This is a genomic window from Kitasatospora sp. NPDC051705 (assembly GCF_044453265.1).
In the GTDB taxonomy this organism is placed as follows: domain Bacteria; phylum Actinomycetota; class Actinomycetes; order Streptomycetales; family Streptomycetaceae; genus Kitasatospora.
Window position 1 is genome coordinate 138,215 of record NZ_JBITCO010000001.1, and the last position, 12,444, is coordinate 150,658.

Here is a 12,444-nt window from a genome sequence, read left to right on the forward strand (position 1 = left end):
CGCGCCCCGCCCACCCCGGGGCGGACCGCGTCACGGCTTGGCGGTCCCCCGCGACGCTCGACGCCGGCGCCGTCAGTCGGTCGGCACCTTGGCCAGGGCCGCCCGGACCGTGGCGGCCAGGTCGGGGACGTGCACACCCAAGTCACGGAGGTGGCGGGCGGTCCGTGTCACCGGCAGGTCGACGCGCCGGGCGATCCGGACGAGTTGGGCGAGCCGCATGGGCGACTCGGTCAGGTCGGGCAGCCGCTGGTCGTCGACGGTCAGCAGGCGCAGGGCCTCCCGCTGGGTCAGGTCCGCGGGGACGTCGTCATGGGACACGCGCAGTCCGTAGGACCGCAGCCGGACCACCAGCTCCCGGGGGCGCCGGCCGAGGTCCCTGGCGGCGAGGAGCAGGACGAAGAACGGGATCTCGTCGTCCGGGCCGAACCGGAACCACCAGACGTCGTCCATGTCGTCCGACGTGCTATGGAGCACGTCGTCGTAGCGGAACAGTTCGCGGTCGAGCTCGGTCGGCCGTCGGGGCAGGACCATGGTCCTGACGTGGTACGCGGCCAGCTTGTCGGTCAGGGCCCGAAGACTCAGGCCCTGGGTCTGAGCCACCTCCAAGAGCTGGTGGAAGCTGGGCGCGCTGTCCGTTCGAAACGGCGACCAGTCGACCTCCCAGCGGCCTGAGAGCAGCTCGAAGTCGTCCGGCGACTCCTGACAGGCTGCCCGGGGCGGGAGGGCGAATCCGAGCCGCTGGTACTCGGCGCGCACCTCTTCGGCGGACAGGTCCAGCCATCCCTGGGCTGCCACCAGTTGCCAGGGAGGCAGCGGTCCGACGGCGCTCGCCCAGGGCCACCGGCCGTCGTGATCCCGGCTGAGCCAGTTGACGTACGTCTGGTCGACCCCGTCGGGGAACTCGAACGGCTCCACGGCCAGGCCGTAGTGTTCGAGTCGCCGCCGTACCTCGGCCGGGCTCAGCCCCGTCCGCAGAGCGGCCTGGGCCACGTGTCCGGGAGGCACGGGACCGTCCATCCAGACGGCCCGGTGGTCGGCGATCTCGCCGTCCCGGTGGAGCAGCCGGAGATCGACCTCGTCGGGCACGCCCTCCGGCAGCCCGTCCGGCACGGAGGGGAGACCGTAGACCCGCAGCTGCTCGGCCGCCTGCCCCGGAGTCACTCCGAGTGCAGCTCCGATCTCCAGCAGGTCACCGACCGTCGCGAACGAGCGGCGATGGCCGTACCTCCCGTCGAGCCACGTCATGTCCGAGGTGTCCTGCCCGTCCAGGGCGGCGGTGTCGGCACCGATGACGAGGTCATCGACTCCGAACAGCCGTCGCCGCTGCGCCGGGCCGGCCGGATCGCAGCCGAGGCGCCGCGCTACCGCGAACACGTCGGAGCGCCTGGTGTGCCCGAACGCACCGCGGTTGCCGGTGAGCGCTTCCAGATCGGATGGGCGAGCCCTGACGACCTGGCGCGGCTCCTCCAGCTCCGGCACGAGCTCGGCCAGTTCACGTGCCAGGTCGGTGCCCCCATGGGCCAGCATGCGCCAAAGCAGGATGTGGTCCGGGAGAGAGAGGAGCGCGCCGTCCGTCAAACGTGTCGTGCGACGGTTCGCCGCCAGCAGGCTGTCGAGAATGGCCTGGTCCCAGGGAAAGCAGCCGGCCGTCGCGGGAAGCGGAGGCCGGCCGCGGTCCCCGAGTCCGCGGCCGGCCTCGAACGCCGCCTCCGCCACGAGGTCCGCCGTTCGCGGGCTGCTCTTTGCCACCTCCCGCATCCATTCCAGGGTGAGGAACCGCGCCCCGCTCGCGACCAGGTCCGGCGCCGCCGCCACGAGCAACGCCTCCACGTGGGCCGCCACGTCGTCCAGGACGGTGAGACGGTCGGTGCTTAGGTGGCGTGGCGCGTGGTCTCCGCTCAGGTTCACCACGACGCCCCGGAGCCCCGACAGCACACCGACGTTCCGGCCCGCCTCGGTCCGGAGGCCGTCCACCAGCAACATGCCCTCGGCCTCGCACCAGATCACCTGCACGCCGGGTGGACTGTCCGCCCACTCCACCAACTCCTCGCGGTCCCGGCCGATCGTCCTGCCCGTGTCCCGGGGGGCGAGGACACCGGGCTCCCACGCCTTCCGTCGCCCGCCGTGCTCAGCCGTCGTGGCGAACTCGGCGATGCGCAGGACGCCGTCCAGGGCGTCCAGGGCCGACCAGGCGCGGCGCCTCTCCCGCAGGTACAGCCGTACCCGAGTGCCCGGCCGCGTGCCCCGTTCCTCCTGCTCGACGATCCGGAACAGGTGGTTCGGCCCGAGGATATGGGCCTCGACCAACGGGCCGGGCACGCTGTCCAGTCCCATCCGGCAGGACGTCACGCGGATCTCGTCCGCGAGCATGAAGTAGGACAGCACCCCGATTCCGAACCGGCTGTTGGGGTGGAGCCGCACCGGGGGTCGCACCCGCTCCCAGGCTTCCTGCTCGAGCAGGAAGTCGGGCTGTTCAGCGAAACGGTCGCCGGCATGGGAGAACACGCCGCGCAGCTCCGCCTCGCCCATGCCGATGCCGTCGTCCGTGCACTCGAGGTAGTCACGGCCGTCCTCGTCCACCCCCTGGACGAAGTCGATCCGCCCTTCGTACGGGTGGAAGGGCCGGCCGGACCGCTCCAGGTACTGGGTCCTGGCACGCCGGTAGCGGCACGCGTCGAGGGCGTTCTGGTAGAGCTCGCGCACCGCCAGGCCGTGGTCCTTGTAGAGCTGGGTGCCGATCAGCAGACCGCGCACCCGGCGGTCGTTGAGCCGGAACCGAGCACCGCTGGTGAAGGTTCCCGGCGCCGGGACGACACCGTCGGCGGAGATCCGCGCGGGCAGCGGCGGCATCGGCTGGGTGACCCTCTCGGGTACGGCACGCCCGACGGCGAGGAGCAGGCCGTCCAGCCGTTCCGCGTGCTCGCGCAGGGCCTCGACCACCGCCTCGTGTTCGCAGACCGCTTTGAGGACGGGCAGTTCGGGCGAGCCGCCCCATGCCATCGCGCGCACGGTCCGCCGCACCCCGTCCAGGTCCACCGCGTTCGGGACGCCGATGTGCTCGACCACCGTCTCGGGGAGGACGACGGGCTCGACCGCGGCGCCGTACGCGACGGCCAGTAGCAGGCTCGCGCGCCGCTCCCGGATCCGCTGCCGTCCCGGGCCCGGCAGCAGCTCGTCGGCTTCGAGCTGACCGAGGTGCTCGGGGTGACAGATGTCCGCGCCGATCCGCAGGCCGGCGAGGAGCCGGGCCAGCCGTCGCGCGCTCAGCACCTCGGTCAGTGGACCGCCCTCCCCGGCGAGTTCGGCGGCCAGACCGGCGAGGACGTCCGCCCCCTTCCCCTCCTCGGCGAGCCAGCGGTGGTACAGCCACCAGCCGATCACCGGTGCGGCTTCCGGCCGCAGGTCGGCACGGCTGAGCAGGAGGTCGTGGCCGCCCAGGGACGACTGGTATCCGGCGCGCGGCCCGGACGCTCCGGGCCGGGGGCGCAGGTCGGCCGGGTCTGCCTCCAACCGGGAAGCCGTCATTAGGAGTTGATGGGCCTGGTAGAGGTAGGGCAGCAGAACGAGCAGGCCGGCCTCGGCGGGGTAGAGGTCCAGCGCGCCATCGGGCTCCCCAAGCAACCATTCCACCCGGTCCGCGAACCGCGGCGCGAACTCGGGATCGGCCCACGGGTCGTCGGCGATCCGCTGCTCGGCGGTGTCGCGCAGGGCGGCCAGCCGCCCCGCCAACCGGGCCGCGTGCCGGCGGTGGGGCTCGGCGTCACGCGGCGCAGTGTGAGCCCAGACACCCGACTCCCACACAGCCCTGGTCCACGGTTCAGTCGGCGGAACGGGCTCTGCGGGCGCCTGCACCGTGACCGAGGCCGCCTGGATCACCGGCGCCTCGTACGTCCCCCCGTTGATCGTGTTCGTGACCACGTGCCGATCCACCCGCTGTCCTCCCCAGTCACTGCGTGGGCAAAGTGTAGGGGTCGGGCCGTACCAGGGTCGTGCGGTGCGGGGATCGGCGACACCGGGAACCGGTCGGACAGGACGCGACATCACTGCCGCTTCCACCGGCCCCGACCACGACGAGGCGGCCCGGGCCCTCGCCACAGCGCTCATCCGGCCAGAGTGTTCCACACGACAGGATGTCAGGCCGGCTCCGCGGCCTGGCGCAGGAGCACCGTCGACGAGACCGCGGCGGCGTACCAGGTGTTCGCCGTCTCGTCCGCGGCCGGGGCCCAGGCGGCCACCACCGGGAGTGCGCAGTGGTCGCCGGCCTCCAGGGGTGGCAGCGTCCAGGAGAGGTCGTGGTGGCGGGCGAAGTCGACGCCCCACCCGTTGAACGCGTTGGCGTGCACCTCGTCGATCAGCGCCGCCCACCGCCGGGGCGCCTCGCCCGTTTCGGCCGACCAGCAGATCGCCTCCTCGTCGTTGCCGCCGACGGTGAGGCGGGTCGTCTCGTCGTCCACCGTGATCGCGGCCAGGCCCTGGCCGCCGTCCCAGCCCGCGTCGGCGGTCTCCGGGAGCCGCAGGGGCAGCCCCGCCGAGAACCGCACCCGCCGGAGCGGCCGGACGGCGTCGATCCGCCAGACCGCCGCACGGCAGCCGGTCAGCGGGCCCCAGGCCTCGGGGTCGAGCCGGGCGTCGTACGGGGTCAGCAGCAGCTCGACGCGCGCCGCGGGGCGGGTCCAGCGGGCGACGCTGCGGCCTCCCGCCAGGTCGAACCGTTCGTCGGGCAGTGGCGGGAGGCCGTCGTCGCCGATGGCCGTGGCGAAGGTCAGCGGGCCGAACGGCGTGTCGACGGACGGCCGGTCGGACGGCCGCACGCGGGTGCGGGGAACGGTGGGGAGCAGCACCGCGCCAGCCTAGGGGGCCCCGGCACGGGCTGCGCGCCACTACCCCGCCGGGGTCCCGCCGGTCCTCGCCCGGCTCCGCTGCGGCGGCAGGCAGGGCCCGCTGCGCGGCGCCGACTCGGCCAGGTGCCGTCGGACGGAGCCCATGAGGCCCGCGGCCTCCCGCAGGTGCAGCGCCTCCATGGACGGGGCCCCGGGGCACGGCCGGCTCGACCACCGGTGGGCCGCTTCGAGGGACCGCAGTGCCTGCGCCAGCAGGTCTCCGCATCCGCGCATCGAGGTGACCTGGGCCAGCTCCCGGACGGTGCGGCCGAGCAGGATGCCCAGGTCCTCGGCGTCCGGCCACGCCCCGTCGCTGAAGTCGTGGCCCCAGAACGAGAGCTGCGAGGCGCACGCGCCGAGATAGACCGAGGACCTCTCCTGCCAGAAGGGTGAACGCGACACGGGTGGCGGAGACTGGTCCGGGGCTGTCAGCACCCGGACATGATCGACCCAACTGCGCTACCCCGCAGGCGAATCCGCGAATCCTGTAGACGTCCTGATACACACGCGCCCCGCCGACCACCACGCGAGGGGCCGGTGAGGGAGAAGTGTCGCGTGTGGTGCTTCGGGTCGCCGCGGTGCCCATCGGCAGCGGTTCCGGAGCCGAGCCGCCCGAGTCGCCCGCTTCAGGGCTTCGGTCCGCCGTTGTCACCGTCGTCCGACGGCGCACCGCCCGCGCTCCCCCGCGAGCGGTGCCGCCGCAGGAACCAGACCAGCAGGGCGACGGCGACGATCCCGGCGATCGCGATGGCGGCGACCCGGCCGACGGTGCCCTCGACCCTGGTGTAGGCGGCTCCGGCGAAGTAGCCCAACAGGGTGAAGCCGACACCCCACGCGACACCGCCGAGGGCGTTGTAGAACAGGAACCGGCGGTACGGCATCCGGGACATCCCGGCCAGCGAGGGCACCAGCGGGCGGAAGAAGGCGACGAAGCGGCCGACGAAGACGGCCGCCGGCCCGCGCCTGCGGATCAGGTCCTGCGCCGTGCCGACCCGCTCGACGTGGCGCCGCAGCGGGCGGGTGCGGAGGATGGTCGGGCCGAGGTGGCGGCCGATCTCGTAGCCGACGGTGTCGCCGAGGACGGCCGCGCAGACCACGACGAGGACCATCCAGGCGAGGGAGACGCTGCCCCGGTGGGCGAGGAAGCCGCCGAGGACGGCGGCGGTCTCGCCGGGGATGAAGAAGCTGAAGAACAGGGCGTCCTCGGCGAGGACCATGCCGCCGATGGCCGCGTACACGACCGGACCGGACAGGCTGCGCAGCCAGTCGGTGATCGCGTGCATCGGCCACACCTCGTCGGCGATCGTGCCTGTTTCCGCCCCAATGTAACGCTTGCCCCCGTGTCACCTCCGCCAGAACAGGTGGTGCGTCACCCCGCTCGGGCTGGGGACGACGTCCAGGTGGAAGCGGTCGAGCAGCTCGTCGGGGGACTCCCAGAGACGTACGCCGGATCCGAGCTTCACCGGCGAGACCGCCACGTGCAGGGTGTCGACGAGGTCGGCGTCGAGGAACTCCCGGATGGTGGTGGCCCCGCCGCCGAGCCGGACGTCCTTGCCCTGGGCGGCCTCCCGCGCCCGTTCCAGGACGGTGGCCGGGTCGCCGTCGACGAAGTGGAACGTGGTGTCGCCGAGCGTCAGCGAGGGGCGCTCGTGGTGGGTCAGGACGAACACCGGGGTGCGGAACGGGGGCTCGTCGCCCCACCAGCCCTGCCACTCGTGGTCCTGCCAGGGGCCGCGCTGGGGACCGAACTTGTTGCGGCCCATGATCTCGGCGCCGATGTTGCGGGCGTAGTCCCGGGTGAGGTAGTCGTCGAGGCCGCGACTGCCCCCGGGGTCGGTGCGCATGGGCCAGCTCGCCGTGGCGCCGGCCCAGGAGAAGAGCCGCCCGGGGTCGACGTGGCCGAACGGCCGCTCCAGGGTCTGGTCCTCACCGGCGCCGATCCCGTCGCTGGAGACGTTGAAGTTCTGGACTCTGAGCAGTTGAGCCACGTGGTGCTCCTCCTGTGTCGTCGACGGCACGGTCGGGATCCGCCGTCCCGCCGAGTGTTGCACCCCCCACTGACAATGGCGGACGCACCGTCAGACCGGCGGCCCGGCCGACGCGTTCAGGCCCCGTCCCAGGTCCGGCAGGCCGGTTCGTGCCAGGTCCTCCGCACGACCTGGCCGGCCCGGGTGAGGTGCTCGCTGGACCAGGTCCGGCAGCATCCCGCTCCGCTCCGCCGGGGCGGCGCCGACGGCTTCTGGACGCGCAGCGGGACTGGGGCCGCAGGCCCGGCGGCGGGGGTGTGGACGGCGGCGGCGGTGTGTGCGGCGGGGGTGCGCACGGGGGCGGTCGGACGGTGCTGCCGGCGCCGGGAGTGCCTGGCCGAAGGAGTCGTCATGCCGGAGGCTCTGCCCCGTACCCTGCCCCGCCGAACCAGTCCACCACCCGGACGGCCCAACGCCGGCACCGGCCACCGGCCGCTGACCTGCTGGTTCGCCCGACCCTACGCCGCCGCCGCCGGCCGCGGACCCGGCGTGCGCACGGCGGCTGCACGCCCCCCGCCGCGCGGTGGATCCCGCCTCCGTCACCGGGGATCCACCGCGCACGGCCACACCGCCGGGCCCCGCGCCGTCACCGCGTCCGCAGGTTCAGAACGAGGTCGCGCGGCAGGCCGTGGGTGTCGTGGAGGTAGTGGAGGTCGTCCTCGGTCAGCGGGCCGCGGAAGCGGGGTCGGGAGAGCACCTGGCGGCCGCGTTCCAGGAGACGGCCGAACCGGCGCTCCTCGTCGAGCAGGACCTGGCGCACCTGCTCCGGGTCGACGTCCTGGCGGAAGCGGTCCAGGGTGTGCCGGACCAGTTCGACCGGCAGGTCGCCGAGGCCGCGCTGCGGGTCGTCCCGGCGGAGCACGGTGAGCACCCGGCGCACCAGTCGGCGCAGCACGTAGCCGCGGCCGGTGTTGGTCGGGCGGACGCCGTCGCCGATGACGACGACGGCCGAGCGCAGGTGGTCGCAGACCAGCCGCAGTGACGGTTCGTCCAGCCGCCACACGGTGGGGACGTGGTGGCGCCAGGGGTCGAAGACGTCGCACTCGAAGACCGACGACCGGCCCTGCAGCAGCGAGGAGAGCCGTTCCAGGCCGAGTCCGGTGTCGATGTTGCGCTGGGGCAGCGGCACGAGCGTGCCGTCCTCGAGGCGCCGGTGGCGCATCATCACGTGGTTCCACACCTCCACCCAGCGGTCGTCCTGGGTGGGCGTCGACCGCGGCGGGGTGTCGCCGGTCCACAGGAAGATCTCCGAGTCCGGGCCGCAGGGGCCGGTCGGCCCGTTGGACCACCAGTTGTCCTCGACGGTGAGCTCGACGGGCACGCCGCGGTCCTGCCACAGCTCCAGCGAGCCGGTGTCCGGACCGACCTGGTCGTCGCCTCCGAAGACGGTGACGTGGAGCAGGCCGGGATCGATGCCGAAGCCGTCGGTGAGCAGCCCGTAGCCCCAGTCGAGGCTCTGCGGGCCCTCGTAGTCGCCGAGGGACCAGGTGCCGAGCATCTCGAAGACGGTCAGGTGGGTGCGGTCGCCGACCTCGTCGAGGTCCGTGGTGCGCAGGCAGCGCTGGACGTTGACGAGCCGACTGCCGAGCGGGTGCGGGCGCCCCTCCAGGTGGGGCGTGAGGGGGTGCATGCCGGAGGTGGTGAACAGCACCGGGTCGCCGGGCGGGGGCAGCAGGGTCGAGCCCGTGATCCGGTGGTGGCCGCGCTCCTCGTAGTACTCGATGAAGGTGCGGACGAGTCGGTCGGTGTTCATGGGGGTGGCTCCTTCGCGTGGGCCGTGGTGGGGCGCCGGAGGACTGGTCCACGCGATCATCGGGGCCGAGGAGGGAACGCCTCGGGGCCACCACCGGCGGACCGTGTCCGGTCGCCGGGGGGTGAGGGGTACGTCAGGCGGCGGCAACCGGCGAGCTGGTCGCTCGCGCGGTAGCGGTGTTCGGGCCGGTGACGTTCATGGGACCGAGGGTAACGCGCTCCGCTCCCCCGGTGCACCCGGTTTTCCGCCCAGCACTCCCGGAGCCCCCGGAAGGCCGCTCCTCGCCTCGCGCCGACGCCCGGCCCGGGGCGAGGACGCGCCGCGCCGCCGTCACCGCCGGTACGGGCTCGGCTCCCAGGCCTTGCCGCCGATCGGGTAGACGTACTGCGGCCGGCCCTTGATCGCGCTGGTGTGGAACGGCGTGCCGTGGCCCAGGTCGACGGGAAAGGTCCCCTTCCGGTTGCCGCTGGTCCACTCCAGTTCCAGGTACCAGGTCACGTCGTGGGCGGTGGTCTCGGCGGTGACCTCGATGACCTCCGGGTCGCCCTCGCTGACCTTGACCGGCAGGCCCTTGCTGCCCTCGGTGACGACCGGACGGGGGCGGGCCGCGTCCAGGTCGAGGTCGTAGGAGTGGACTTCGACCCCGCCGCCGCAGCCCTCGCCCATGGAGTAGGCGTTCCAGGCGAGCGGGGCCGCGCTCCGGACGATCCGGACGTTGAGGGCCGTCAGCACCACGGTGTCCTTGCCGGTGCCCTGCACGGTGAGGTTGATCGCCTGGTAGTGGCCGGGAACGGCACCGACCCCGGCGGCCCAGCCCTTCACGTCCTGCACGGCGGGCGGCCGGGGGACCTCGGACGGCGGGCGGTTCACCACGTACTGGTCGCAGGCGGAGTCCCAGCCGGCCGGCGCGACCGAGACGGTGATCGGGGCCGGGTCGGTCCCGCCGGCCGGCCCCGACGGGAGCACGTCGGCACCGACGGCGGGCGGCGGGGAGCCGGGGGCGGACGGCACGTCGTGGACGCCCGGGGTCGAGGGTCCGGCGGAGGGCGTGACGCCCTCGGCCCGGGCCGGCGGCGTGGCGGCGTCGGTGTGCGCCTTCAGACCGGCGGCGACGGCTCCGACGGTGGCCAGCACCGCGGTGGCCGTCACCGCGGCGAGCACGCCCCGGTGACGGACGTGCCAGCGGCGCGGTACGACGGGGCCGCGGCCCGGGTCCGCACCGACGACGGCCGGGGCGTCGACGGGCTCGGTGCCGGAGGCGGGCTCGACCTCCCCCACGCCTCCCCTGCCCGCGGCCGCCTCCGCGGGCTCTGCCGCTGTGACCACTCCCGTCGTCGCCCCCGCGTCCGCCTCCCGGGCCGCCGGGCCCTCGTCCGCGTCCACCGCCGCCGGCACGGGGGCGGCGCTGGGCGCCCTGTTCCCCCGCATCGCATCGGCGACGACCCAGAGGCGGTACAGCTCGACGAGTTCGGCCGGCGTCGCCTTGCACAGCCGCGCGAGCTGGTCCAGCGGGGCGAACTCCGTCGGCGTCACATCGCCGTTGCAGTAGCGGTGGAGCGTCGAGGTGCTCAGGTGCAGCTTCTTCGCCAGCACGCCGTAGCTGAGCCCCGACCGACTCTTCAGCTCCTGGAGCAGCTGCGCCGGCCCGTTCGTCTCCCTCAACTCCGCGATCCCCTCTGGCACTGTTCCCCCGCCTCGCTCTTGATCCCCGGGAGGGAAGTACGCCGTGTACGGTCCGGCGGTTCCCGCTCCGGTGCCCGCGCGGGCGGCGGACCAGCGCGCCGGGGGCGTGTCCGTCACCCGTCACGCCGCCCGTTCGTCCCACGGACGCGTCCCAGGAAGGTTACGACCTCCCAGGTCACGGGAGGTAACGGCGGTCCGGTGTCCCTGATCGACCGTCCCCGGTCGCGGCCGGGGCGAGCCGGCGGAGAAGCTCTCGACGGGCGCCGGGAGGAAGCTGCCGTGCGCGCTCTCGGGGCGCCCGCCTGCGAACACGTTCGGCCGGAGGACCCGAGGGCACTCCTCGGGTCCTCCGGCCGAACGGCCGACTCAGCGCGTCGACTCAGCCCGTCGACTCAGCGCGTCGACTCAGCGCGTCGGCTCAGCACACAGACTCAGCACGTAAAGCTCAGCGCACAGACTCACCACGCCGGCTCAGCGCCGCCGGCCCGCGTAGGCGGGCGACACCAGCGCGATCAGCACCGCCGCCACGCCGACCTGCAGCAGGTGCCGGATCCAGTCGATGCCGCCGGTGTGCCGCACCCCGAAGTAGGACGCCGCGGCATTGCCGAGCACGGCACCCGCGGCGCCGACGAGGACGGTCAGCCACAGCGGGACGGGCTGACGGCCCGGCAGCACGAGCTTCGCCAGCAGACCCACCACCAGGCCTGCGACCAGGGCCCACAGGATCGTCACGGTCTTCTCCCCTCGTTCGACTCCGACCCGATCGGACTACCGTGTGCCCCCGCCCCCGGACTTCATGCCTGCCCGCGTGCCGCGCCGCCGTCGGGCGGGCCGGCCCTCCCCGGCGGCCGAGGGTCACGGGACTCAGGTCGCCGTCTGGTCGGGCCTGGTCAGGTCTCCGGCTGGTCGGGCCTGGTCAGGTTGACGCCGTTGCGGGGGTCGAAGACGTGCATGCGGGAGGCGTCGATCCGCAGGTCCAGCCGGGCGCCCTCGGCCGCGCGGGTGGCGGGGTTCAGCCGGGCGACGACGTGGTGCTCGCTCATCCCGGTGTCGGCCCGGCCCGAGTCGGCGGCGAGCTCGGCGAGTTCCTCGGCGTGGGCGGGCCCGCCGGTCTCGGCGAAGTGCACGAACACGTCGGAGCCGACGGACTCGCGCACGTCCACGGTGACGGTGAAGTGCGGGCCCGCACCGTGGTCGTCGACGAGGTCGGCGTCCTCGAAGTCCTCGGGGCGGATCCCCACGATGACGTCCCGCGGCGCGTCCGCCCGTTCCAGGACGCGGCGCGTGCGGTCGTCCAGGGGGAGGTCGCCGAGGGAGGTGCGCAGGGCGCCCTGTTCGACGGTCGCGGCGAGGAAGTTCATGCCGGGCGAGCCGATGAAGCCGGCGACGAAGAGGTTCGCCGGCGCGTCGTAGAGGTGCTGCGGCTCGCCGACCTGCTGGACGACGCCGGCGCGCATGACGACCACCCGGTCGCCGAGGGTCATGGCCTCGACCTGGTCGTGGGTGACGTAGACGGTGGTGGTGCCCAGGCGTCGCTGGAGGGCGGCGATCTGGGTGCGCATCTGGACCCGGAGCTTGGCGTCGAGGTTGGACAGCGGCTCGTCCATCAGGAACACCTTGGGGTCCCGGACGATGGCCCGGCCCATCGCGACCCGCTGGCGCTGGCCGCCGGAGAGGTTGGCCGGACGGCGCTCGAGGTGCTGGGTCAGGTCGAGGATGCCGGCGGCCTCCTCGACCTTGGCCGCGATGGTCGCCTTGTCGACCTTGGCGAGGCGCAGCGCGAAGCCCATGTTCTCCCGGACGGTCATGTGCGGGTAGAGCGCGTAGCTCTGGAACACCATGGCGATGTCGCGGTCCTTGGGGGCGCGGTCGTTGACGACCTGTCCGCCGATCCGCAGGGTGCCCTCGGTGATGTCCTCCAGCCCGGCGATCATGTTCAGGGTGGTGGACTTTCCGCAGCCGGACGGTCCGACCAGGATGACGAACTCCCCGTCGGCGATGGTGAGGTCGAAGTGGTGGACGGCGAGCGCGCCGTCGGGGTAGCGCTTGGTGATGCCGTCGAGGACGATCTCGGCCACGGTCCGCCTTCCTGGTCCGCCCG

General features: G+C 73.6%; 9 protein-coding genes. All 9 read right to left on the bottom strand.

Annotated elements, in window-relative coordinates:
* Positions 1–72: 72 nt before the first annotated feature.
* Entirely contained in the window at positions 73–3,918 is a 3,846-nt protein-coding gene (locus ACIA8Q_RS00615) for an ATP-binding protein (protein WP_396316500.1), read from the bottom strand.
* A gap of 215 nt (positions 3,919–4,133) precedes the next feature.
* Positions 4,134–4,841: a hypothetical protein gene (locus tag ACIA8Q_RS00620; RefSeq protein WP_360215707.1), complete on the bottom strand. Its 708-nt coding sequence runs from the start codon at positions 4,839–4,841 to the stop codon at positions 4,134–4,136.
* Positions 4,842–4,880: 39 nt separating this feature from the next.
* Positions 4,881–5,282, bottom strand: a complete 402-nt coding sequence (locus ACIA8Q_RS00625) for a hypothetical protein (RefSeq protein WP_360215710.1) — start codon at positions 5,280–5,282, stop codon at positions 4,881–4,883.
* A gap of 224 nt (positions 5,283–5,506) precedes the next feature.
* On the bottom strand, positions 5,507–6,163 hold the full coding sequence (locus tag ACIA8Q_RS00630; protein ID WP_360215713.1) for a DedA family protein: 657 nt from the start codon (positions 6,161–6,163) through the stop codon (positions 5,507–5,509).
* A 60-nt stretch (positions 6,164–6,223) separates the two neighbouring features.
* A complete protein-coding gene (locus ACIA8Q_RS00635; protein ID WP_360215716.1) occupies positions 6,224–6,868 on the bottom strand; it encodes a dihydrofolate reductase family protein in 645 nt (214 codons plus the stop codon).
* Between the two features lie 625 nt (positions 6,869–7,493).
* On the bottom strand, positions 7,494–8,660 hold the full coding sequence (locus tag ACIA8Q_RS00640) for an alanine--tRNA ligase-related protein (protein WP_360215719.1): 1,167 nt from the start codon (positions 8,658–8,660) through the stop codon (positions 7,494–7,496).
* A gap of 330 nt (positions 8,661–8,990) precedes the next feature.
* On the bottom strand, positions 8,991–10,322 hold the full coding sequence (locus ACIA8Q_RS00645; protein ID WP_360215722.1) for a helix-turn-helix transcriptional regulator: 1,332 nt from the start codon (positions 10,320–10,322) through the stop codon (positions 8,991–8,993).
* A 492-nt stretch (positions 10,323–10,814) separates the two neighbouring features.
* On the bottom strand, positions 10,815–11,075 hold the full coding sequence (locus ACIA8Q_RS00650) for a GlsB/YeaQ/YmgE family stress response membrane protein (protein ID WP_360215725.1): 261 nt from the start codon (positions 11,073–11,075) through the stop codon (positions 10,815–10,817).
* 158 nt (positions 11,076–11,233) lie between these two features.
* Positions 11,234–12,421: a sn-glycerol-3-phosphate ABC transporter ATP-binding protein UgpC gene (locus ACIA8Q_RS00655; protein WP_360215728.1), complete on the bottom strand. Its 1,188-nt coding sequence runs from the start codon at positions 12,419–12,421 to the stop codon at positions 11,234–11,236.
* Positions 12,422–12,444: the final 23 nt, after the last annotated feature.